This window comes from Tissierella carlieri, assembly GCF_018917285.1.
GTDB classification, from domain to species: Bacteria; Bacillota; Clostridia; order Tissierellales; family Tissierellaceae; genus Tissierella; species Tissierella carlieri.
Window position 1 is genome coordinate 1 of sequence record NZ_JAHLOH010000005.1, and the last position, 24,305, is coordinate 24,305.

The 24,305-nt window shown below is 29.8% G+C and carries 21 protein-coding genes; all 21 read left to right on the plus strand.

Going from position 1 to position 24,305, the window contains the following annotated elements; all coding sequences use genetic code 11:
- The first annotated feature begins 291 nt into the window (after positions 1 to 291).
- The 21 genes from KQI38_RS00485 to KQI38_RS00580 all read left to right on the plus strand — a co-directional run bounded on the left by KQI38_RS00485 (position 292) and on the right by KQI38_RS00580 (position 24,146).
- Entirely contained in the window at positions 292 to 588 is a 297-nt protein-coding gene (locus KQI38_RS00485) for a hypothetical protein (protein WP_216554223.1), read from the plus strand.
- Between the two features lie 594 nt (positions 589 to 1,182).
- Positions 1,183 to 3,366 carry a radical SAM peptide maturase, CXXX-repeat target family gene (locus KQI38_RS00490; protein WP_216554225.1) on the plus strand — a complete coding sequence of 728 codons (2,184 nt, stop codon included), beginning with the start codon at positions 1,183 to 1,185 and terminating at the stop codon, positions 3,364 to 3,366.
- 103 nt (positions 3,367 to 3,469) lie between these two features.
- Positions 3,470 to 3,745: a hypothetical protein gene (locus tag KQI38_RS00495; protein WP_216554227.1), complete on the plus strand. Its 276-nt coding sequence runs from the start codon at positions 3,470 to 3,472 to the stop codon at positions 3,743 to 3,745.
- Positions 3,746 to 3,836: 91 nt separating this feature from the next.
- On the plus strand, positions 3,837 to 6,101 hold the full coding sequence (locus KQI38_RS22550; protein ID WP_216554229.1) for an ABC transporter substrate-binding protein: 2,265 nt from the start codon (positions 3,837 to 3,839) through the stop codon (positions 6,099 to 6,101).
- Positions 6,102 to 6,144: 43 nt separating this feature from the next.
- Positions 6,145 to 6,351, plus strand: coding sequence for a CXXX repeat peptide modification system protein (locus KQI38_RS22745; RefSeq protein ID WP_216554258.1), 207 nt, complete (start codon positions 6,145 to 6,147; stop codon positions 6,349 to 6,351).
- Positions 6,352 to 6,367: 16 nt separating this feature from the next.
- On the plus strand, positions 6,368 to 6,589 hold the full coding sequence (locus KQI38_RS00510) for a hypothetical protein (RefSeq protein ID WP_216554231.1): 222 nt from the start codon (positions 6,368 to 6,370) through the stop codon (positions 6,587 to 6,589).
- 119 nt (positions 6,590 to 6,708) lie between these two features.
- Positions 6,709 to 6,831, plus strand: coding sequence for a hypothetical protein (locus KQI38_RS22190; protein ID WP_276515530.1), 123 nt, complete (start codon positions 6,709 to 6,711; stop codon positions 6,829 to 6,831).
- Between the two features lie 32 nt (positions 6,832 to 6,863).
- Positions 6,864 to 7,136, plus strand: coding sequence for a CXXX repeat peptide modification system protein (locus tag KQI38_RS00515; protein ID WP_216554233.1), 273 nt, complete (start codon positions 6,864 to 6,866; stop codon positions 7,134 to 7,136).
- Positions 7,137 to 7,242: 106 nt separating this feature from the next.
- The gene (locus tag KQI38_RS00520; RefSeq protein ID WP_216554235.1) at positions 7,243 to 9,015 is read left to right on the plus strand and encodes an ABC transporter ATP-binding protein; all 1,773 of its coding nucleotides are present in this window, start codon (positions 7,243 to 7,245) and stop codon (positions 9,013 to 9,015) included.
- Complete coding sequence (locus tag KQI38_RS00525; protein ID WP_216554237.1) at positions 9,005 to 9,844, plus strand: carbohydrate ABC transporter permease; 840 nt, start codon at positions 9,005 to 9,007, stop codon at positions 9,842 to 9,844. The genes KQI38_RS00520 and KQI38_RS00525 overlap by 11 nt, the downstream gene beginning before the upstream one ends.
- Before the next feature lie 10 nt (positions 9,845 to 9,854).
- Positions 9,855 to 11,096, plus strand: a complete 1,242-nt coding sequence (locus tag KQI38_RS00530) for a carbohydrate ABC transporter permease (RefSeq protein WP_216554240.1) — start codon at positions 9,855 to 9,857, stop codon at positions 11,094 to 11,096.
- Positions 11,086 to 12,240, plus strand: a complete 1,155-nt coding sequence (locus KQI38_RS00535) for an ABC transporter permease (protein WP_216554242.1) — start codon at positions 11,086 to 11,088, stop codon at positions 12,238 to 12,240. Before KQI38_RS00530 ends, KQI38_RS00535 begins: the two co-directional genes overlap by 11 nt.
- Positions 12,221 to 13,321, plus strand: a complete 1,101-nt coding sequence (locus tag KQI38_RS00540) for an ABC transporter ATP-binding protein (protein ID WP_216554244.1) — start codon at positions 12,221 to 12,223, stop codon at positions 13,319 to 13,321. Before KQI38_RS00535 ends, KQI38_RS00540 begins: the two co-directional genes overlap by 20 nt.
- A gap of 276 nt (positions 13,322 to 13,597) precedes the next feature.
- Entirely contained in the window at positions 13,598 to 14,158 is a 561-nt protein-coding gene (locus KQI38_RS00545; protein WP_216554246.1) for a sigma-70 family RNA polymerase sigma factor, read from the plus strand.
- A 2-nt stretch (positions 14,159 to 14,160) separates the two neighbouring features.
- A complete protein-coding gene (locus KQI38_RS00550; RefSeq protein ID WP_216554248.1) occupies positions 14,161 to 15,141 on the plus strand; it encodes a DUF4367 domain-containing protein in 981 nt (326 codons plus the stop codon).
- Between the two features lie 71 nt (positions 15,142 to 15,212).
- Complete coding sequence (gene pcrA / locus KQI38_RS00555) at positions 15,213 to 17,483, plus strand: DNA helicase PcrA (RefSeq protein WP_246565481.1); 2,271 nt, start codon at positions 15,213 to 15,215, stop codon at positions 17,481 to 17,483.
- Between the two features lie 4 nt (positions 17,484 to 17,487).
- On the plus strand, positions 17,488 to 19,470 hold the full coding sequence (gene ligA / locus KQI38_RS00560; protein ID WP_216554250.1) for an NAD-dependent DNA ligase LigA: 1,983 nt from the start codon (positions 17,488 to 17,490) through the stop codon (positions 19,468 to 19,470).
- Positions 19,471 to 19,575: 105 nt separating this feature from the next.
- On the plus strand, positions 19,576 to 19,863 hold the full coding sequence (gene gatC / locus KQI38_RS00565; protein ID WP_094899847.1) for an Asp-tRNA(Asn)/Glu-tRNA(Gln) amidotransferase subunit GatC: 288 nt from the start codon (positions 19,576 to 19,578) through the stop codon (positions 19,861 to 19,863).
- A 14-nt stretch (positions 19,864 to 19,877) separates the two neighbouring features.
- A complete protein-coding gene (gatA, locus tag KQI38_RS00570; protein WP_216554252.1) occupies positions 19,878 to 21,341 on the plus strand; it encodes an Asp-tRNA(Asn)/Glu-tRNA(Gln) amidotransferase subunit GatA in 1,464 nt (487 codons plus the stop codon).
- A complete protein-coding gene (gene gatB / locus KQI38_RS00575) occupies positions 21,331 to 22,761 on the plus strand; it encodes an Asp-tRNA(Asn)/Glu-tRNA(Gln) amidotransferase subunit GatB (protein ID WP_216554254.1) in 1,431 nt (476 codons plus the stop codon). Before gatA ends, gatB begins: the two co-directional genes overlap by 11 nt.
- Before the next feature lie 131 nt (positions 22,762 to 22,892).
- Positions 22,893 to 24,146 (plus strand): dicarboxylate/amino acid:cation symporter, encoded by a 1,254-nt coding sequence (locus KQI38_RS00580; protein ID WP_216554256.1) that lies wholly within the window; start codon positions 22,893 to 22,895, stop codon positions 24,144 to 24,146.
- The last annotated feature ends 159 nt before the right edge of the window (positions 24,147 to 24,305 follow it).

The following is a 24,305-nucleotide window of genomic DNA, read 5'->3' on the forward strand; positions in this document are numbered from 1 at the left end:
GATGATTTCATAGACGAAGCTTTATCATATGCAAAGCGAAATTTAGAGCAATCCAAAGAAACTTAGAGCAATTCTATGAAGATATTGTACTATTTTTTCATATTTAGTTTACAGAGCCTCTTTAAATTTACTCTTATTATAGCATTGGGAATGGACATAAACAATGAATATTATTATTAGAAGATCAAAGTTGAATTATGGAATGAAATTTCATTGTATAATAATTATTGTTAATATATAATTATATTTAGGGATATAATGGAGAATAAGGATAAAGGGAGGTTTGTGCTGATGACTACTGATGAATTTCAAAGATTAGTGTTGGAGAAGTTAGAAAGTCTAGAAAAGGGACAAAAGAACCTAGAAGAAAGGCAAAAGAGCTTAGAATTAGGACAAAGAGGTCTAGAAGATGGACAAAAACAAATTCTTATAAAATTAGAAGCAGTAATAGAACAAACTGCTGATTTAACAGAGTTTAAACATGAAGTAAAACAAGAACTTGCAGATATAAAATCTAATATATCAAGAATAGAGATAAACACTGCAGAAAATTGGAGAGATATTGCAAGACTCAAATCAGCTAGATAATATAATTGAAAGAACTCGTGATGGGTTCTTTTTTCTTTGAAAATAGGATAAATTAGCCCACATTTTAATCTATCCATTTTCATAAGATAATCTCTTTAATATTGACGAAATAGGTATTTCGGATGAAAGAAGCAGATAGAAAACTTTGGAATAGACTTATCAAGGCAAAATCTAGCAAATTAGATTATCCATGGAATAAAGGTTTAACTAAAACATCTATATGCTAGAATAAATACAAATTTTCTACCAAAGAAGATGACACGAAATAGATTATATCATTGAGAGATGTGGTCTATTTAACGCTTACGTAAGTAATTTAGACGTGAGTATGTAATTAAAGAATTGGATTAAGATAGAAGCTAGTTAGGATTTATAAATGTAAATTTGACTAGTTTGTGTTTATTTGACAAAATATATCGAAGTTTGTCGAGAAGATAGTGAATTCAATGGGTTGACAGCTTTTTTGTAGTAGGATATAATGACCATAACTTAACAAGTGGAAATAATTGTTAGTATGATTTTTGTAGTTCTATAGGGAAAGTGGATAAATATATATAGTTTATGTATATATAAGAATAAATGAGGAGGAGAAAAATGAATAGCGATAATTATACCTTTGGAAAGTCTATTGGGAGCTGGCACGCTGATAGAGCACAGACAGTTACATTCGTAGTTACTGATGATTGTAACTTGAGGTGCAAGTATTGTTATATAACTCACAAAAAATCTGATAATAAGATGGATTTTGATACTGCTAAAGCTTTTATTGATCGTCTACTTACAACTGATGAGATGAGATATTCAGAAGCTGTAATCTTAGAATTTATTGGTGGAGAACCATTAATAGAAGCCAATCTTATTGATAGAATAGCAGATTATTTTAAGCTAAGAGCATTTGAATTAGATCATGATTGGTATTGGAACTATAGAATAAGCATTTGTACTAATGGAGTTAATTACTCCTCGCTTGAAGTTCAAAGACTCATTAAGAAAAATCTTAATAAAATGTCCATAACTATATCAGTAGATGGAACTAAGGAAAAACATGATATGCAAAGGATTTTTCCTGATGGTTCAGGTTCCTTTGATAAAATAAATGACAATATTGATTTATGGTTAAGGCAATTTAGAGGGGCAACGAAGGTAACTTTTGCAAGTGATGATTTGCCTTTATTATATGACAGTGTTTTATCTTTATGGAATAGAGGCATAAAAGAAGTCAATGCTAATGTTGTTTTTGAAAATGTATGGAAAAAGGGTGATGATAAGGTTTTAGAGGAGCAATTAAAAAATTTGGCAGACTACGTAATAGACAATAAATTATATGACAAAGGCTATCACTGTTCTTTCTTTGATGAAACAATAGGATATCCTTATGACGAAGAAGATATGGATAAGACTTATTGCGGAGCTGGAAAGATGATTGCATTGTCACCAAATGGGAATATCTACCCTTGCATCAGGTACTATGGGTACTCATTAAATAATCATGAAGAATGGTCAGTAGGTGATATAAAGAATGGAATAGACATGGAAAAGGTTAGACCTTTTGTACTATCTACTAATCGGATTCAAAGTGATTCTGAGTGCTTAAATTGTGATATAGCTACAGGCTGTGGTTTTTGCCAAGGCTTTAATTATGATGAAGCTCCAGTACCTACTAATTTTTACCGTGCTAAATATATATGTAATATGCATAAGGCTAGAGTCAGAGCGAATAATTACTTTTTTTCTAAGTTATATAATGTGCATGGAATAGAAAGAGAAAATAATAAGATAAATAAAAAGTCATTTTACTTTTTATTGTCAGACGACTATATAACTTATTGTTGCCATGAAAATCAAAATCAAAATGATAATGAAATGAGTGATAGTGTAATTCTTGAAGGTTTAAATTATGCACAAGAAAATTTTATGATGCCAATATTTGTTCATGGAAAAAGTGGAAAAACTTTGAGAACAAAAGAAGAATATATAGGTTATGACATATTGCATATAGTTCCTATAAAGTATTATAATCTAGCACAAAAACAAGAATTTAGACGAATTTTACCAGTATATGATATGGAGAATGTTTGGAATGAAAAAATATTTATTGACAATATAATATTAAATGTAAGAGAAGATGAAATAAAAAAATTAAATGAAGCAATTGATGAGTTAATCAAATTTTCGAATAGGATTAATATAAATATAACAGAATTAGATAGGCATTTTAATGAAGAAGAATATAGACAGCAGATGGAAATGATAAGTGATAAAATTATAAAAATATGGGAAAATGAAGGGAGGTTCAAGGAGATAAACATATTAACAGATATTTTGTTTTTGGACAAACATGATAATTGTCAGGCAGGAGAAAATACATTCGTATTATCTCCATTAGGTAAAATATATACTTGTTGTGCTGATTTTTCAAATATTGAAGATGGTTTTATTGGAGAAGTTACAGAAGGAATTATAAAGGAATATGGCAGTTACTTATATGGGATTGAGAATAATAATCTTTGTAGAATCTGTGATGCATATCAATGTAGGGATTGCGTTTATATTAATAAAAAAAATACAAAAGAGTATAATGTTTCACCATCATTTCAGTGTAGGAAAAGTCATATAGAGAGAGTAGTTTCTTTAGATTTAAAAAGTAAGTTTAAGAATTGTTCAATAATACCTAGTAAAAATACATTGGAAATAAAAGAAAATGATTATTTAGATCCAATATCAAAGTTTTTTAAAAACAATAGTGAGTTCGCAGGTTATTATAAATATCAGGTTTAAACATCAAGATTTAAAACTAAAGAAAAGTTTGGGAAAAAGGGATATTAACAAGGTGATAGGTCCATTAGGACTTCACAAATATAATTAGAAAGGTAGAGAATCTATGTCATACAATAGTAAGATTAGACAAAATATAATTAGCAATCCTATTACACCAATGGATTCATGTGGGAAAGGTTGTACAGGAAGTTGTAATACAAGATGTGGGGATAGTTGTCAAAGTCGTTGTGCAACAGATTGTACTGGCGACTGTTCAGGAACATGTGATGATAGTTGCATAAGCACATGTGGTGGTGGTTGCTCAAACAGTTGTGCTCATGGTTGTGCTAGGACTTGTGCAAGTGGAAGTGGCCCAATAACAAATAATAATTTGCTGTAATTACCAAAGAAAGTTTAGTCGACTTGATTTTCAAGTCGACTAAACTACATATAATTAGATTTAAAAAAATTAGTTAAAGGAATGAGATATGGTGGAAAATAACAAAAAAAGAGCAATTTTATTATCAATATTACTATTGATTATACTTGTAACGGGTGTATTTATTATCATTAGAAACAAAGATAATAATAAAGAAAATAAATATGGCAACGGAGATGAAACATTTCAAGAAAGCAAAGATAATGAAAAAAAAGAAACTGATAAATTTTATTATGTTGAAGAGTTTGCAGATGAATCAATATTTGAAGGAAATGGTTATGATAAAATATTTAAATACAATGGGAAAATAGTCAGATTTAAAGGTGATTCTTTACAAGACATAAAGTCTAAAGAAAATATTTATGAGATTCCGGATAATATTACGTTGAGGGGTGGATATTGGCTCATCAATGAAGATGAAATTTGGAATATAAAATATGATAGTAATATTAAGCAAATAATAGCTAGCTCTTTTGATAATAAGGGAAATAAAAAAGGGAATATAGAATTAAAGGATTTTAAAGGAAAGATTGTTGATGATTCATATATAATGGTTGAACACATGAGAGTTAGTGATGATTATATATATCTATCTGCTCAGACTAATACGCAACCAACTCTACATATATTCACAAAAGAGGGAGAGCTGAAATATTCATATGAAAGTGTAAGTAGCTTTGATGTAGATAATAAGGGGAGATGTATATTTACCACACAAGGTTCTACATCTTTGCCATATGGATTTTACATGGTTGATTCAGAAAAAGGAACTGAAATATTTAGAAATATATCTTATAGATTAAATCCTATACGTTTTTCGGAAGATGGAGAATTTATATATGGATTTGACAAAAATTTAAATGTATTCCATGCTAAAGATGGAAGTTTCAAAGAATCAATATTTGAATTTGGAAAAGATTCCACATATTTGTTAGATGATTACGATATAAAGGACTTTATGGTGGAAAAAGATGGAGATATCTATTATTCTTTAAAAACTAAGGTGATGAGGGATACCGTCATTGAATTAAGTGATATAAAAAGCTCCTATTATTTATATACAAAACAAGAAGGAGAAAGACCGAAAAGAGAGACAACGGTCATTATAACTGATTCATATAGAAATGATTTTATGGACGAAGCTATTAAACGATATGAACTTAAATATCCAGATGAACATATTGAATATAACTATACCTATAACAATGAAAATGAGTTTGGTGAAAATGCTGAAGAATGTGTATCTAAATTGACTTTGGACATTATCCAAGGAAATATAGGAGATATTGTTCATACGGGAGGAGTAGGAATTGAAATCCATAATATTTTAGCAACAGATGCCTTTATGAATTTAACAGATTTAATAGAGAAGGATAAAAGTTACAAAGATTTAAACAAGGATGTATTAAATGCTCTTAAGATTAATAACGCTATAAGGGGATTACCTATTAATTATATGTTTTATCAATATGAATTAAATGAAGATTTAGAAAAGCAATTAGGACTTAATATAGATTTTACCAATATATCTTGGTCAGAAGTATTAGACATTGTAAAGATAATAGAAGAAAAAGCTCCAGATAGACATTTATTTACATTAGAAATGGAAGGAAAAAGTCCTTGGGATGTTTTCGAGGAATATCTGCTTATAGCTAATATGCCAGACCTTATTAATCTAGAAACTAAAGAAGTAAATTTAAATCAGCAGTGGTTTAAAGACCTTTTGATAAAGTTTAAAGACTGCAGTAAGAGTAAAAATTTTGTACTTGGTAACGCGGAATACAATTTGACTGATAGACTTCATGGTTCATTACTAGCTTTAACATTTAACAGAAGTATTTATCATGCTGATAGATTATTTCATTTTAATGAATATAATAAGACAAATAGTAGCAGAGTGATACCAAGTTTTATTGGAGAAAAAAATGATAATAGGACTGGCTATAGTATGATGATGTACTCGATAAATAACCGTTCCGAAAGGAAAGAAAATGCATGGAAGTTTTTAAGCTTTTTACTGGAAGAAGATATTCAGTTTATTTCATCACGAGATAGAACAGGAATACCTATTAGTAAAAAAGGCGTTGATAGAATGATAGCAGATGCCATATATATGCATCGTCTTTCAGGTAGCAATATAGACGGATATAATAATGCTATGCTAGAAAACTCTCATAAAATCAACTATCTATACGATATGGGTTACCTTAGACTAGGTATTTCAGAACCGATAGGATTATATATGAATGGAGAAATAACACTTGATGAAGCATTGAAAAGGGCGGAAGAAAATGTAATGATTAGGCTAAATGAATAGGGGAATTAGAGTAATAAGAAAGGTATAAATGAAAATCAAATAGATTTGGAAATTAAATGGTGAAGAGTTTAAAGAAATTGAAGATTTATTTGAAAAGAAAATAGCACTTAAAAATCTTACTAAAATAGTTGATGCAGATAATCAGAAGCTTTATGATAAGTTAATAAAGTATTATAGTAAAACAGTTCACCAATTTAATTTTTGGTGGGATAATATGGTTAAGAAGTATAATTGGGAAATGAATAATTAATAAGGGGGAGATTATAATGTCATACCAAAGTAAATGTTTTAAAAATAATTTAGAAAACTTAATATCAACTAAGGATTATACAAATTGTTCATCATCTTGTACAGCAACTTGCAAATACAGTTGTGGATATGCTTGTGGATTTGCATGTGTAGGTACATGTAGCGATGCATGTACTATGAATTGTGCAGAAACATGTGCAAGAGGGGCAGGTCCTATTGCAAATAATAATTTGTTCTAATTGTTGGAAAAAGTTCATTGGAATTGTCTAAGCAAACTGATAAGCTTTCGCTTTACTATTAGTAAAATAAAACAAATCTATAAATAGAAAGCTTTCATAAAATCGATTATCTATACAATATGGGTTACCTTAGACTAAGTATTTCAGAACCGATAGGATTATATATGAATGGAGAAATAACACTTTTTTATGAAGCATTAAAAAGGGCGGCAGAAAATGTAATGATTAGGCTAAATGAGTAGAATAATTAGAGTGAGAAGAAAGGAATGACAAAATGAAAGCTAAAGAGGTTTGGAAACTAAATGATGGGGAGTTTAAAGAAATAGAAGATTTATTTGAAAAGAAAATAGCACTTGAAAATCTTACTAAAATAGTTGAGGCAGACAATCAGAAACTCTATGATAAGTTAATAAAAGATTATGGAAAAACAGTTCATGAGTTTAATTCTTGGTGGGATAATATGGCTAAGAAGTATAGGTGGGAAGGCAAGAATTGGTGGTTGGATTTTGAAACAAGAAAGATAATGACTAATATAATTGAGGCATAGACAATATATTTTACTTATTAATAAAAATTTGCCTAACTTAAATTTAAGTTAGGCAAATTTAATATATTTATCACTATTTAAATGATATTTAGGATGTGATTCTAACATGGATATAAATAAAACAGATAAAGAAAAACTGAAATGGTTTTTTAAAAGGTATATTTATACAGGTAAAAAGTATTTGGTTTTAATTATAGTATTGATATTTATCGGGTCTTTAGTTGCAAACATAAGCCCTTATTTATATGGCAAAATGCTGGACAGTATTACATTGGGGGATATGGATTTATTATTTAAAATTATTATTCTTTATTTCTTTATAACATTATTTACTAATTTATTAAGTATATTGGAGGGATATATAGGACAAGTTGTTAATTTTAAACTATCTAAAAATGCTCAAATAGAATTGTTCGATAAAATGATAAGAATGAGAACTTTAGCGTATAACAAATATGAAACAGGAGAATTTATCTCTCGACTAAATGGAGATACCGACAGCATAGTTTCATTTGGAATCAACTTAATTACAAGTATACTGCATATAATTGTTAATATTGCAGTTTCTCTATACTTTGTAATAACTATTTCTATTCGCCTATCTTCTGTTGCAATATTTTATATACCTGCAACTTTTCTAGTTACATATATCGCTAGAAAATATTTTAAAGAGCTGGCAGAAAGAGGAAAAAAATTTAGTGATGAATATTTTAGCTTCCAAAATGAAATTTTTTCAAATAATACGGGGATCAAAAGCTTTCGGTTAGAAGATAAAATTAATAACAAATATAAAAGCTATATTAATAAAGAATTTAAGCTTTTACGGAGATCCATACATTTGGGAAATATTATACAATTAGCCCATAGTTTGATTACAGTGATTTCTTCCCTTTATGTAATATATTTATCTGCCCTATTAATAAAGGATGGAATTTTAACAATTGGTTTGATGGTATCTTTTAATACTTATATAAATAAATTATTTTCTGCCATATCACAAGTATTTAATATAAATATTAGTCTTCAAGAAGTAGCAGTATCTTTAAATAGGATTATTGAAGTAATGAGTGAGGATTCAGAGGTTGGTAATAAAGCAATATATGAAAAAGAAGAAAAGCCTGTTTTGGAATGTGTAGATATCGCATTTACCTATGACCATGAAAAAGAAAATGTTTTAAATAACATGGATATTTCTATTGACAGATTTGGTTTATATAGTATTGTAGGTTCAAATGGCTGTGGTAAGAGTACATTTGCAAAATTATTAATTAGATTATATGATGTAGAAAAAGGAAGTATTTGTATAAATGAGAAAAACTATTCTGAACTTCCCTATGATTCTATAAGGAGTTATATTACATATGTTCAAAAAGAGGAATTTTTCTTTAATGATACAATTATAAATAATATAAGATTGGCTGATGAGTCTTTAAAAGAGGAAGATATAAAGGATATGTGCAAGAAGGTTGGTTTAGATGAATTTATAAAAGCTTTGCCTGAAGGATATAGAACAATTATAGGAGAAGGAGGCTCTACACTATCAAGCGGACAAAAGCAAAAATTAAGTATAGTTCGAGCATTACTTAGAGATACACCAATATATATATTTGATGAAATCACAGCAAATCTTGATGGTAAGGCTGAGAAAGATATTATAAGAATCATGAAAGAATACAGTAAAAAATCTATTATATTACTTATTAGTCATAAAATATCATCTATCATGGAGAGTGATAAGATATTTGTTTTTGGAGACGGAAAGATTATAGATAGTGGAGAGCATGACTATTTGTCGGAGAATAACCATATATACCAAGAGTTATTTGAAAATAGAAATGTCAATATGCCATTAAAGGGAGCTGAGGAAATTGGAGGATAGAAAATCTGGATTATATTTTATTTTGCCAGGATTATTGGGAGTTCTCATAATTTATATCATACCTTTTTTCTTAAGTCTATACTATACATTTACGAAGGGAATTTCAGATATTCAATTTGTTGGACTATCCAACTTTAGAGAACTTTTTAATAATCCAGCTTTCCTATTAGCTGCAAAGAATACTCTAAAATTTATTATTATAGGAGTTCCCATAGTTACTATGCTTTCTCTGTCTTTAAGTATTATGATGTCAGAGAAATTATATAGATTTCCTAGATGGGCAATGTTATCTCCTATGATAGTTCCAGTTGCTTCAGCTCTTATGGGCTGGCAAGTTGTTTTAGGAAATAATGGTATAGTAAATGAGATATTAGTTTTTTTTAACAATCAATCAGTTTCCTTTTTTGGAGAAGACAACGCTATGAAAACCTTAATATTAATCTATATAATTAAAAATACAGGATATATGCTAATCATCTTTACAGGAGCAATTACATCTTTAGAAAAAGAATATAAAGAAGCATTTCTGTTGGATTCAAATTCTAATTTAATATATGCAGCTAAAATAGTAGTTCCCCTTATAGCTCCCATTATATTCTTTGTAGTAATCTTAAGCATAATCAACTCCTTTTCAATGTTTCGTGAAGTTTATGCATTATATGGGAATACACCGCCAAATACAGCTTATCTGCTGCAAAACTTTATGAACAATAATTTTTATAAATTAAATTATCAAAGATTAAGTACTGCTGCGTTTATAGTAGTTGTTGGGATTTCATTGCTTATAATAGGATTTTTAAAATTTCAAGATAAATATTTAAATCATTAGGAGGGGGAATATGGCTAAAAAAATATTTAAAAATATGTTTATCTATTCTTTTTCATTGATATGTATTCTCCCTATTTTGATTATGATAATTTATTCCTTTAAAAGCATAGATGGAAATTTTTCACTAGTACAATATGGGAAAGCATTGTTTCAAACGGAAGATTTCTTTATAGGATTTTGGAACTCTATAATATATACATTTGTGATTATAGGTATTAATATACCTTTCGCACTATTAAGTGCATATGGCTTTACTAGATTTAAGTTTAAAAGCAAAAATATTTTATATTGGTTATATATAGTGCTGATGCTTATGCCCTTTCAAGCAACTATAGTTGCCCAATATATTACTTTAGAAACATTGAATATAATAGACAAGCCTATAGCTGTAATAATTCCCAATATATTTTCCACATTTGGAACCATATTGATGGCCCAATATATGAGAGGAATAAACAATGAAATATATGATGCAGGAAAGATAGATGGATTAAATGAGTTTAGTGTTTTTTTACGAATAGCAGCACCTCTATGTAAATCAATAATTTCTGCATTGACTATATTACTCTTCATAAATTATTGGTCTATGGTTGAACAGCCATTAGTATTTATTAAAGATACTATTGATATGCCCTTAGCAGTCACCTTAAATGCTAGCAAAAGATTTAGAAATATATCTTTTACTTGTGGAATTTTATTCAGTATACTGCCTATTCTCCTATATCAATTTTCCTATGAAGATTTAGTTCATGGCATAGGTATTACAAGTTTTATCAAAATAGATGAAGAGTATAATAAAGAAAGGAAAGGGAAAGGCAAGGAGAATATTTTAAAAATAATTAAAATTTTTATGATTATTATGTTAGTATTTACTTTACTTACTCAAAAGATCACTTATATTATGATGCCTGCCGTAGAAGTAGTTGGAATAAAAAGTGGAGATATGAAATCCGACCCTAGTGATTATACAAGCCCATCTTTAGGATATTATACAAATATTATACCAATTTCTTGTATTTATGGAGGAGGACAGAATAAATATATATACACAGTAATGAAGGAAAAATCCAGAAGAGAGAGGCTAGAAGCAGTAAAAATGACAGTTACTGTAATTGCAGACAATGGAATAGAAGCAGCAATTCAAGGTGGGTTCTCTCCCGAAACTCAGATTATTGAAAGATCTACAAAACCGATTATAGATGGAATAATCGTAAGAGTATTGGATAATAGAGGTGCTGATTATGAGGAATAAAAAGGAAATTGTATTGGTATTAGGGTTGATAGTTATACTTGCTTTTATGTTCTTCTTTCAGAAAAGTTTAATTGATGAGTTTTCTTTGATCCCGCAACGAGTGGAGTTATCATTTGATAAGGACAGTGAGGCTCTACCTTTTATTTTGTCAGAAGAACAATATATCAATGAAAGTTATAAATATGTTTTATATATAGAAAAGGACACGGTATTAAATGAAAAGTCTTTAACAGCTATGGGAATCGATAAAAATTATTATGAGTTGGAATCAATGGAATTTATATATGGAGAAAATATTTTTCTTAATGAAAATCAGATTATAATAAGTGATAGATTAGCCAAAGAAAGGTATGGAGGAGTTAATCCAATAGGGAAGATGATAGAAATAGAAGGCGAGAGTTATGAAATTATAGATATTTATAAAATCAATGGAAGTAATATGCTTATAAGAGATAAAAAGGATATAGTATATATAGATTATGAATATGCAAAAAACAACCTAGATAATTATATTTCTATTATTTCTATACAAAAACCTGCAAGTATTGAAGACGAGTTTTATAAAGATAAGTTTATAGACTATTTAAAGTTTAGAATTCCAGAGATAAATAAAGAAGCATTAAACATAATGGATTATTCCGATACCAATAGAGTTCTCATAGAGTGGCATAGAGGAACTAAGCTATTTATAGTTTCTTTATTGTTTATATTAATAGCAATAATCTTTCTAAGAAGAATAAAAATGATAAACAGGTGTGTAAAGAAAGAACTTGAGATATATTATCTAAAGGAGATTATATATCTAAGGATAAGTGAAATTCTTGAAGAAGCTATTAAATTAGTATTATTAATATTTGGTGGAATATTTTTATTACAATGGATTATAAAATTTCAATTCAATATCCCTGGAAAATACTTACCAATTAATGATATTTTTGATTTTGAATTTTATCAAACACTAACTGATTCTATAAAAATAAATCTAAGTAGTTATGGATATTTTTATGATATGACTTTGAATAAAGTAAAATTACTTACTTTGGCATTTTTCATATTAGGCATAATTACATTTGTACTTATAATAAGAATGATCAATAATGAAGTACTGGGAGGAAGAGATAAATATGGGAGAAGTAGTATTTAAAAATATAAAAAAAGTATATCCAGGAAATGTACTTGCAGTAAAGGATTTTAATCTTGAGATAGAAGATAAGGAATTTATTGTATTGGTTGGTCCTTCTGGTTGTGGAAAATCGACAGTTCTTAGAATGGTGGCAGGTCTTGAAGACATTACTAATGGGGATTTAGTTATAGATGGAAAAAAAGTTAATAAAGTTGCATCAAAGGATAGAGATATAGCTATGGTATTTCAAAATTATGCCCTTTATCCTCATATGACAGTGTATGAAAATATGGCAATGGGTTTAAAGCTTAGGAAAATACCAAAGAAAGAAATTGATTTAAAGATTAGATTTGTAGCGAAATTAATTAAAATTGAAGAATTACTAGACAGAAAACCGAAGGCATTATCCGGAGGACAGCAACAGAGAGTAGCCTTAGGAAGGGCTATTGTAAGGAATCCTAATGTGTTTTTAATGGATGAACCATTATCAAATCTAGATTCTAAATTAAGAGTACAGATGAGAACAGAAATAATAAAACTCCATAAAGAACTTGCTACAACCTTTATATATGTAACTCATGATCAGACAGAAGCGATGACTATGGGAACAAAGATCGTAGTGATGAAGGATGGATTAATTCAGCAAGTTGCAAGCCCGATGGAGATTTATGATAATCCTATAAATACTTTTGTTGCAGGTTTTATAGGAACACCTCAAATGAATTTTATAGATGTAAAAATATCAATAGACGATGAAAATGCTTATATGAAGTTTGGAAATGAAAAACTAAAACTTAAGATTTCAAAGCTTTTATTAAATATGAAGGAACAACAAAATGAGATGATTTTAGGGATTAGACCTGAATATATTCATATTGAACCAATTAAAAACTGCCAAGAGCTTGTAGGTATAGTAGATATCGTTGAACATATGGGAGCAGAAACTCATATTCATATTCAAATTAGTGATGAGAAACTAATTGCAAGGGTACCTTATGAAGTGAATAAAAACGTAGGAGATAAAATTAAAATTTTTATAGATGAGACTAAACTATATCTATTTGATAAAACTGACCATAAGCTGATAGGGAAGCTATATTAAATATCCATAAGACAAATTAAAAAAACAATCTAGAAATAGCCTATGATTTTCAATATGAGTTATATCAAAATGATTTTTTTAATCATTTTGATATAACTCATATTTTTATGCTTGCATAAAAATATTTTATAATTAATCATACTTAAATATAATTAATTATACTTAAATATAAATAAAAAATTTCAAATTTTGTGTAATGAAAGGAAGAATTTTACGTATTAACATATGAATGAAAATATTTGGCGCCAAATATAGAATTTAAGGAGGAGGTTTGATATGTATCGACTGACTTTAGTGGATACCCTCAATGCAGAAAAGACTAAAGAAAATATATATAATCAACAAGACTTTTCTTATATCTTTGAAGCTTATTATAAAAGGGTGTATAACTTCATATATTATCAGGTTAGTTGCCATTATGCAGCAGAAGATTTGACTAGTCAGGTATTCTTAAAAGCAATGGTCAATATAGAGAAATCTTCTAAGGACAAATCACCCTTTGAAGTTTGGATTTTTGCTATAGCTAAGAACATAGTAAATGATTATTTTAGAAGTAGAAAAAAATATAATATTTTTTCTATTGATGGAGTAAAGGAATTAATATCAAAGATGAAAACACCAGAAGAAATAGTAGAGATTTCAGAAACAAATGATGAACTGTTAAAGGCATTGAGGAGATTGAATACAAGGGAAAAAAGTATTGTATCACTTAAATTTGGAGCAGAGCTGAAAAACAAAGAAATTGCAGAAATATTGGGTCTTACAGAAAGCAATGTAGGTATAATACTTTATAGAACAATGAAAAAATTAAAAAAGGAATTGGAGAAGGAGGAATAAATGTGAATGATAGAAATATTCAAGATGGATGTTCTAAAGAGATAGATGATTATTTTAATGGGATGAATGGTTTAAATAGTATAGATTCAGAAGAATATAAAGAAATTTTGAAAATAGCTGAGGTTTTAGCTTATAAAGATTTTAGTAAGAATAGTAATAAAAAAGAAGTGTTTGATAGAGCTTTAAAAAATATCAATGAGTATAGAGGAGAGAATGAAATGAAGAGATTAAAGAAAATTAAATATCCTATTACTAAAGTTGCATCTTTTTTATTAATAGGAATACTGAGTATTTCAATGATAAAAACATCATTTGCACAAGAAGTTATAGATAAGATAGTAAAGATTATATCTCTTAAGAATATAGAAGCTGTACAATATGAACCACAAAAAAGGACCTATCCTATTCCAGAAAACTTAAAAGGGAAAATATTTGATAAAGATGGAAATATGTTAGAAGTATTTTCAGAAGAATTTATAGGATCTGGAAAAATATATATGGCTGATGGTGAAGAAATTGCCCGCATAGATATGGATAGTGGAGAGATAATATCTGTTAGGGAAGAAGAAGTATTGAATAAAGAAAAGTATTTTGTAGTTAAGGATGTTAATAAATTAAGTGATTATACCTGTTTCAATATAATTCTTCCAAGCTATTTACCAGAGGGCTATGAATTCGACAGAGCAGAATTTTATAAAGGTAAGGAAGATATTGTAAAAAATAGTAAGTATATTGAACTATATTTTATTAATCAAAATACAGGAAAATATATTAACATGCATCAGAGGATATCAGATGAAGAAACAGCATATGGAATGGCAACAGATGGAAAATTAGAGGAAGTAAAAGTTAATAATGAAAATGCCATCATGATAGATGAAAAAAGTATTGATTGGGAATATAATGGAATACTTTATAGCTTATCAGAAAGAGGAGAAATTGGTAAAAGCGAATTAATAAAAATCGCAGAGTCTATTAAATAATTTTTATTAATATAGTTTCACATATTTTGAGTTTACTGAAAAAGTAGCAATCCTTGATTGCTACTTTTTTAATGGAAATTTCATGGTCAATACTATATAATAGAAAAGAAGGAAACAAATGTTTAGAAAGGTGTGAGAGAGTGGATTACCTAAATGGATTGAATGATAGACAGAGGGAAGCTGTATTACATACAGATGGTCCCCTGCTTATTTTAGCAGGGGCAGGATCAGGTAAAACTAAAGTAGTTACTCATAAAATAGCATATTTAATAGAAGAAAAAGGGATTTTCCCGGGAAATATTTTGGCAATAACCTTCACTAATAAAGCTGCAAATGAGCTGAAGGAGAGAGTAGGAAGGCTTCTATCTGCCAATGTAGATACTATGTGGATGGGGACATTCCACTCAATATGTGTTAGGATACTTCGACGTGATATTGATAAGATTGGATATAATAGATCCTTTACAATATATGACAGAGATGATCAGATAACATTAATAAAAGAATGTATAAAAGAGAAAAATCTTGACAAGGACACATATAAAGAATCTTCGGTTTTGGCCCAAATTAGTAAACTAAAAGATGCTATGACAGATCCAGATAAATTTATAAATCAAAATTATAAGGACTTTTATTTAAGAAATATCGGGGAATTATATTCTTTATATCAGGAAAAGCTTAAGCAATATAATGCATTAGACTTTGATGATTTGATAATAAAAACAGTACAACTTTTAAAGTCAAATTCTGATGTCTTAGATTATTATCAAAGAAAATTCAAATATGTATTTGTAGATGAATATCAGGATACAAATAAGGTTCAATACGAGCTTACCATATTATTATCAGGAAAACATAATAATATATGTGTTGTAGGGGATAGCGATCAATCTATCTATGGATGGAGGGGAGCTGACATCACTAATATCTTAAACTTTGAGAAGGATTTTCAAAATTCTACAACCATAATGTTAGAGCAGAACTATAGGTCCACACAAAATATACTTAATTTAGCAAATAAAGTAATAAAAAATAACTCTGAGAGAAAAGATAAGAATCTATGGACTGAAAATCATGGAGGAGAACCTATATATTATGAAGAATTGCCAGATTCAGAGGATGAAGCGTTATTTGTGGCTAGTAAAATTGAAGAATTAATCTCTCAAGGATATAGTCTATCTGATTTTGCTATCCTTTATAGAACAAATGCTCAATCACGTTCATTTGAGGACTCCTTCATTAGAAAAAATATTCCTTATAAAATAGTAGGAGGACTTAAATTCTATGATAGAAAAGAAATAAAGGATATAGTGGCTTATTTGAAGGTATTACAAAATCCTGTAGATAATATTTCACTTAAAAGAATAATTAATGTTCCTAAAAGGGGAATTGGTAATGCAACTATAGATAAGGTAGAAGAATTTGCATCAGAGACAAATGATTCTATATATGGAGCTTTATTATCCTTGGACAGTATAAGTGACTTAAATGGAAGAGCGAAGAATAGCTTGAAGCCATTTGTAGATATGATGAATAAACTTATGGCTATGAAGGAAGTAATGGGAGTAAAGGATTTTATAGAAGAAGTTATTAATACAACAGGATATATAAGGGAATTGGAAAGAGAGAATACAATAGAGGCTCAAACAAGAATAGAAAATATTAAAGAGTTTATATCTGTTGCAATAGATTTTGAAATGAGAACGGGAGAAAGTAATTTAGAAGAATTTCTAGCCAATGTAGCTTTACTATCAGATGTAGATAAGACCTCTGACACTACAAATGTAGTTACAATGATGACAGTACATAGTGCTAAGGGATTAGAGTTTCCAGCTGTGTTTCTAGTAGGCATGGAGGATGGATTATTTCCTATAACTAGAGCAGTAGATAATGAATCAGAATTAGAAGAAGAGAGAAGACTTTGTTATGTTGCTGTAACTAGAGCAGAAAAGCTATTATTTATAACTAATGCAAGAGTAAGGACAATTTATGGAAATGTAAATTATACTCTGCCTTCTAGATTTATTGAGGAAATGGGAGATGCTATAGAGAAAAAAGAAAAGAAAAATATCAAAGAACAACTAGTATCCATCAAAGATTTTACATCAAATAGAGATAAAGTTGTTCCTAGACCATTTATAATACAAGCACAACCTAAACCTCAAGGGGATAAAAATCTAGATGTAAGTGTAGGAGATAAAGTAAAACATAAGAAATTTGGTATAGGAACTATAGTTCAAATAAAGGATAGAGATAATGATAAGGAATTAGTTATATCTTTTGAGGGGGAAGGATTAAAACGATTATTGCTATCTATTGCTCCTATAGAAATATTGAGGTGATATTATGAATAATGAGAAAAGAATAAACGAACTTATAGAGATAATCAGTGACTTAAATTATCATTACTATACCTTAGACGATCCTAAAATATCTGATAAGGAATATGATTTGTTATATGATGAGTTAGTGAAATTAGAGAAGGAAACAGGAATTATACATCCTTACTCTCCAACCCAAAGAGTAGGTGGTGAATTAGTAGATAAGTTTGAAAAACATGCTCATTTAGGCAAGCTATGGAGTTTGGATAAGAGTCAAAATGAAGGGGAGCTAATTAGCTGGGATAATAGGGTTAGAAAAACCATAAAAGAATATAATTTGTCTAATGACGATAAATTACCTAATCCTAAATATATAGTGGAATATAAATTTGACGGACTTGCTATAAATCTTACCTATAGAGATGGGTTTCTAGTACAGGGTGCTACAAGGGGAAATGGAACTATTGGAGAAGCTATTCTTCCTCAGATTAAAACCATAAAATCCATCCCTTTAAAGATAGAATTCAAAGGAACTATGGAGGTACGGGGAGAAGGGCTAATGCCATTATCTGCATTAGAAGAGTATAATAAACATGCCTTAGAGCCCCTTAAAAATGCTAGAAATGCAGCAGCAGGAGCTTTAAGAAATTTAGATTCTAAGATAACTGCAGAGAGAAATCTTATAGCTTATTTTTATAATATTGGATATATAGAAGGAAGAATATTTCAAAATCATATGGAAAGCTTAGAATTCTTAAAGCAAAATAGATTTCCTGTTTTTCCATATATAAAGGAATTTGATTCTATAGAGGATGTAATCAAAGAAATAGAAATAATAAAAGAAGAAAGACATAAATTAGATATTTTAACGGATGGATTAGTTATAAAAATAGATGATATGAGAACTAGAACGGTTCTTGGATATACCAATAAATTTCCTAGATGGGCAATAGCCTATAAGTTTGAGGCAGAAGAAACTACAACAAAACTATTAGAGGTAATATGGAATGTAGGAAGAACATCTAAGGTGACTCCCACTGCAATACTTGAACCGGTAGAAATAGGAGGAGTTACAGTTAAGAGAGCTACTTTAAATAACTATGATGATATTGAAAGAAAAGGAGTAAGGATAAATTCTAGAGTTCTTATTAGACGATCTAATGATGTTATCCCAGAGATATTGGGAACATTGAAAACGGATGATGAAACCTTGGAAATAGAAAAACCAACTCATTGTCCAGCCTGTGATTCTGAATTGATTCAGAATGGAGTTCATATATTTTGTCCCAATTCATTATCATGTAAGCCCCAATTAGTATCGAGATTAGTTCATTTTGCTAGTCGTGATGCTATGAATATAGAGGGATTTAGCGAAAAGACAGCGGAGAAGTTTTTGGAAGAGTTGAATATAATGGATTTACCTCAGATATATGAAGTGAAATATGAGGATTTAATCAAATTAGAAGGTTTTAAGGATAAAAAGACGAAGAATTTACTTGAAGCTATTGAGAAATCCAAACATATATCATTAGCATCATTTATATATGCTCTAGGAATAAATAATGTAGGTATAAAAACCGCTAATGATTTAGCAAATCATTTTAAATCTTTAGATAATCTAAAAAATGCAACCTTTGAAGAATTGTTGACAGTAGGAGAAGTTGGAGAGATTATAGCTGGTAGCATTTTAGAATTTTTCCATGATGAAAGAATATTAGAAAGTTTAGATAAATTATTATCTGAAGGAGTAAGGCCATACTTTGAAGAAATAGAAATACAGCGATCCATATTCACAGAGAAAACTGTAGTTATCACTGGTACAATAGAAGGAATCAGCAGAAATGAAATCAAGGATATGGTAGAGAAAATGGGTGGAAAGGTGACAGGCTCTGTTAGCAAGAAAACAGACTACGTTATAGTGGGAGAAGATCCAGGATCTAAATATACTAAGGCTTTGGAATTAGGTATTGAAATTATAGATCAGGAGAAGTTGAAGGAGTTATTATAATAGGTATGAGTCAGGGAACGTTTTCTCTGGCTCATTATAGTATTGTTTGATTTTTTATCATAAAAAGTGGTAAAATAAAAAGTAAAGTTTAATTAGGAGGGTAAGATGATGATTTCTAAGGAAGATGTAAAACATGTAGCTAGTTTAGCTAAATTAAAGTTTTCAGAAGAAGAAATAGATGAATTTACAGATAAGTTTTCTGAGGTATTGGCTTATGTAGAAAAGTTAAATCAGATAGATACAGAAAATATAGAGCCCACATATCAAGTATATGATTATAATCAAAAGCTAAGAGAAGATACAGTAAAAGAAGGATTGCAGAGAGAAGAAGTATTACAAAATGCTATAGAAGAACAATATGGATATTTTAAAATATTAAAAATAGTGGAATAAGAAGGGGTGAGATAATGGATATTACAAAATTGTCCGCATTTGAAATGAAGCAAATGATACATGAAAAGGAAGTATCAAGTAGGCAATTAATTGAAGCACATTTTAATAAGATAGATGAGTTAGAAAAAAGCATTAATGCTTTTATAACTTTAAGTAAAGAAGAAGCTTTAAAGGCTGCGGATAGGATAGATGAAAAAATAAAAAATGGAGAAAAGATAGGCCTATTAGCAGGAATCCCCATAGGTGTTAAGGATAATATTATGACTAAAAATCTTAGAACTACCTGTGGTTCTAGAATGCTAGAAAATTTTATTCCTCCATATGATGCAACAGTTGTAGAAAGAATTAAATCAGCAGATGGAATAATTATAGGGAAAACTAATATGGATGAGTTTGCCATGGGTTCATCTACGGAAACTTCTTATTTTGGAGCAACTAAAAATCCTATTGATTTAGAAAGAGTGCCGGGAGGATCTTCAGGTGGATCAGCTGCTGCCGTAAAGGCTGGGGAAGTAGCTTTGGCTTTAGGTACAGATACAGGTGGGTCAATTAGACAACCTGCATCCTATTGTGATGTTGTAGGTATTAAGCCTACATACGGTATAGTTTCTAGATATGGAACTGTTGCTATGGCAAATACTTTAGATCAAGTGGGAGTATTTGGGAGAGATGTAAAAGATGCAGTACTTATGCTATCCTCTATAACAGGATATGACGAAAAAGATTCTACATCTTTTAAAAATCCAGAAGGAACTATAATATTTGGTAGTTTCCCAAAAGAAATAGATTATACTAATTACTTAAAGGGAATGAAGATAGCAATACCGAAAGAAATCTTTAAGGACGATATAGATAGTCGTATTAAGGAAGAAATTAATAAATCAATAAAAGTATTTGAATCTTTAGGTGCTGAAATAGATGAAATATCCTTACCTCATTTAGACTATGCCCTTGCAGCTTATTATATTATATCAACATCTGAGCTTAGTTCAAATTTAGCAAGATTTGATGGTGTTAGATATGGATATAGGGCTAAGGAATATGAAACATTAGATGAACTATATATCAATTCGAGAACAGAGGCATTCGGTGAAGAAGTTAAGAGAAGAATAATGTTAGGAACTTATTCATTAACGAAAGGATATGCAGAGGATCATTATAAAAAAGCACTAAAGGTAAGAACTTTGATAAAAGAGGATTTTAGTAATGCCTTTAGCAAATATGATGTAATATTATCTCCAACATCCCCAGTGCTTCCATTCAAATTTGGAGAAAAGATAAAAGACCCACTATCTATGTATAAAGCAGATTTATTTACTGTTCCTGTTAATCTTGCAGGACTCTGCGCAATGAGTATACCATGTGGATATATAGATGGACTTCCTCTAGGTTTACAAATTATTGGAGATAAATATAAGGAAGCGAATATCATAAAGACGGGTCTAGGATTTGAAGGAGGACTAAAAAATGAGCTATAAAACTATAATTGGGCTAGAAATTCATGTTGAGTTAGCTACTAAAACAAAGATGTTCTGTAGCTGTGTAAATGCCTTTGGTGGTGAAGCAAATACTCATTGCTGTCCTGTTTGTATCGGTTTACCAGGAGCACTACCTGTGATAAACAAAACGGCTGTAGAATATGCTATAAGAGCAGGAATTGCATTTAATTCAAAAATAACCACTAAAACAAGAATGGATAGAAAAAATTATTTTTATTCAGATTTAGTTAAGGGATATCAAATTTCCCAAGATGATTTGCCTTTATGCGATGGTGGTTATATAGAGATAGAATTAGAAAATGAAACTAAAAAAATTGGCTTACAAAGGATTCATATAGAAGAGGATACAGGAAAACAAATCCATGCAGTAGAGGGAGATACTCTAATTGATTATAATAGATCAGGAGTACCACTAATAGAAATAGTGACAAAGCCTCATATGAATACTCCAGAGGAAGCTAGACTATTCCTTGAAAAGCTTAGAGCAACATTAAAATATATTGAAGTATCTGATTGTAAGATGGAAGAAGGCTCCTTAAGATGTGATGTAAATATAAATGTGGTAGATAATGAAACAGGAGCTAAAACCAATATTACAGAAGTTAAGAATTTAAACTCCTTTAGAGGAGCAGTAAAGGCCATGGAATATGAAGAACAAAGACATATAGCTCTTTTAAAGGAAGGAAAGAATACAATAAGAGAAACAAGAAGATGGGATGATGCAAAAAATGAGACAATAACCATGAGGGGAAAAGGTGGAGTAGAAGATTATAGATTTGCACCTGACGGAGATATAGCTCCAATAGAAATTAGTCATGAATGGATAGAAGAAATAAAAAATAATCTTCCAGAATTACCTCATAATAAAAAGCAAAGATTTATAAAGGATTACGATCTTTCTGAATATGATGCAGGAGTCTTAACAGCATCCAAAGAATTAGCTTTCTTCTTTGAAGAAACTATTAAATATATTAATGATTCAAAATTGGTTAGCAATTGGATTATGGGAGATGTATTAAGAAGATTGAAAGATGAAGAAGTTGAAATTCAAGACACTACACTTACACCTAAATCATTTGCCCAATTAATAACCATTGTTAAAGATGGAAAAATCAATAATAATACTGGTAAAAAAGTATTAAAGGAAATCTTCGATACAGGTAAAGATCCTGAGATAATAGTAAAAGAACAAGGACTAATTCAAATTAGTGATGAAGGAGCACTAAAGGAAATAGTAGCAAAAGTGCTGGATGAAAATGAACAATCCATCATTGATTATAAAAATGGTAAGGATAGAGCTATTGGATTTTTAGTTGGCCAAATAATGAAAGCATCAAAAGGTAAGGCTAATCCTCAAATTGTAAACAAAATGGTTATAGATATGATAAATGAAAGATAGATGGGTTTCCCCATCTATTTTCATGCAATGGAGTATATTCTGATAATTTAAACTTGAAAAAATATTCAGAACAGAATACAATGATAATAATCACAACTTATGGCACATAAAATATTTTAGGGAGGGATATTATGGCTAAGAAAAAAATGAATCTTACATCACGGGTGCTCATCGGACTTTTACTTGGATTAATTACCGGAATTATAGTTTTCAAATTACCTAGCGGAGTGATTAAAGATACAATTTTAATCAATGGAATCTTTCAATTAATTGGCCAGGTATTTTTAAGAGGAATAATGATGCTTGTAGTTCCTTTAGTATTCGTGTCATTAGTAAATGGTGCTGCTAGCATGGGGGATGTAAAGAAACTGGGTAGAGTAGGGGTGAAAACTGTAGGTTTCTATTTAACTACTACCGCTATGGCTATTGTTATTGCATTAGTATTAGGATTTTTCCTAAAACCTGGAATAGGATTAGATATGTCTGCTATAGAAAGAGTAGAGCTTACAATAAACCCAAGAGTACCACTTATTCAGCTTCTATATGAGATGGTACCAAGAAATCCAGTTGCTGCCATGGCTGAGGGGAATATGCTTCAAATAATTGTGTTTGCCATATTAACAGGAGTAGGTTTATCATTGTTAGGTAAAAAAGTTGAGTTTCTTATAAAACTATTTACTAATTTAAATGACCTCATAATGAAGCTAGTAGAAATAGTAATGCTATTTGCGCCAATAGGTGTATTTGGACTTATAGCAAGAACCTTTGCTACAGTAGGATATTCTGGCCTATTACCTTTGATTAAATATATACTTACAGTATATGTTGGATTGCTGATTCATATGTTCTTTGTATATGGAGGTCTTTTAAAAGGATTTACAGATTTATCACCAAAGACATTTTATAAAAAATTTTTGCCAGCTATGTCAGTAGCCTTTTCAACAGCCAGTAGTAATGCTACAGTTCCAGTATCTTTAGAAATAGCAGAGAAGGAATTGGGTATTTCAAAGAATATTGCATCTTTTACTATCCCATTAGGGGCAACAATTAATATGGATGGTACAGCTATAATGCAGGGTATAGCAGTATTCTTTATAGCTCAAGTATATGGATATGAATTAACTATGGGGATGATATTGACAGTAATACTTACTGCTACATTAGCCTCTATAGGTACGGCTGGAGTGCCGGGGGCTGGGACCATAATGCTTTCTATGGTACTACAGTCCATAGGTTTGCCTATAGAAGGAATAGGGTTAATCATAGGTATAGATAGACTTGTAGATATGGGTAGAACAGTTACCAATATTACTGGTGATGCAGTTTGTACAGCAGTAATAGCAAAACAGGAAGGTGAACTTAATATGGAGGTTGCAAACTCATAATATAATTAAACAAGACCTTGAAAGAGGTCTTGTTTTTATTGTTGTGCGCCCAGCATGGGCGTAAACTAGTTGGTGAAAGTCCGATACGGGGGTTGATAGTGCCAACCGTTAGCTTAAGACAAGGGTGTCCATCGTGAGGTGGAATCTGAAGGAAGTCAG

Bases quoted from the DNA above. Each gene is read 5' to 3' on its own strand.
- KQI38_RS00485 (WP_216554223.1), top strand. From the start codon at position 292: ATGACTACTGATGAATTTCAAAGATTAGTGTTGGAGAAGTTAGAAAGT.
- KQI38_RS00490 (WP_216554225.1), top strand. From the start codon at position 1,183: ATGAATAGCGATAATTATACCTTTGGAAAGTCTATTGGGAGCTGGCAC.
- KQI38_RS00495 (WP_216554227.1), top strand. From the start codon at position 3,470: ATGTCATACAATAGTAAGATTAGACAAAATATAATTAGCAATCCTATT.
- KQI38_RS00510 (WP_216554231.1), top strand. From the start codon at position 6,368: ATGTCATACCAAAGTAAATGTTTTAAAAATAATTTAGAAAACTTAATA.
- KQI38_RS22190 (WP_276515530.1), top strand. From the start codon at position 6,709: ATGGGTTACCTTAGACTAAGTATTTCAGAACCGATAGGATTATATATG.
- KQI38_RS00515 (WP_216554233.1), top strand. From the start codon at position 6,864: ATGAAAGCTAAAGAGGTTTGGAAACTAAATGATGGGGAGTTTAAAGAA.
- KQI38_RS00520 (WP_216554235.1), top strand. From the start codon at position 7,243: ATGGATATAAATAAAACAGATAAAGAAAAACTGAAATGGTTTTTTAAA.
- KQI38_RS00530 (WP_216554240.1), top strand. From the start codon at position 9,855: ATGGCTAAAAAAATATTTAAAAATATGTTTATCTATTCTTTTTCATTG.
- KQI38_RS00535 (WP_216554242.1), top strand. From the start codon at position 11,086: ATGAGGAATAAAAAGGAAATTGTATTGGTATTAGGGTTGATAGTTATA.
- KQI38_RS00540 (WP_216554244.1), top strand. From the start codon at position 12,221: ATGGGAGAAGTAGTATTTAAAAATATAAAAAAAGTATATCCAGGAAAT.
- KQI38_RS00545 (WP_216554246.1), top strand. From the start codon at position 13,598: ATGTATCGACTGACTTTAGTGGATACCCTCAATGCAGAAAAGACTAAA.
- pcrA (WP_246565481.1), top strand. From the start codon at position 15,213: ATGGAAATTTCATGGTCAATACTATATAATAGAAAAGAAGGAAACAAA.
- ligA (WP_216554250.1), top strand. From the start codon at position 17,488: ATGAATAATGAGAAAAGAATAAACGAACTTATAGAGATAATCAGTGAC.
- gatC (WP_094899847.1), top strand. From the start codon at position 19,576: ATGATGATTTCTAAGGAAGATGTAAAACATGTAGCTAGTTTAGCTAAA.
- gatA (WP_216554252.1), top strand. From the start codon at position 19,878: ATGGATATTACAAAATTGTCCGCATTTGAAATGAAGCAAATGATACAT.
- gatB (WP_216554254.1), top strand. From the start codon at position 21,331: ATGAGCTATAAAACTATAATTGGGCTAGAAATTCATGTTGAGTTAGCT.
- KQI38_RS00580 (WP_216554256.1), top strand. From the start codon at position 22,893: ATGGCTAAGAAAAAAATGAATCTTACATCACGGGTGCTCATCGGACTT.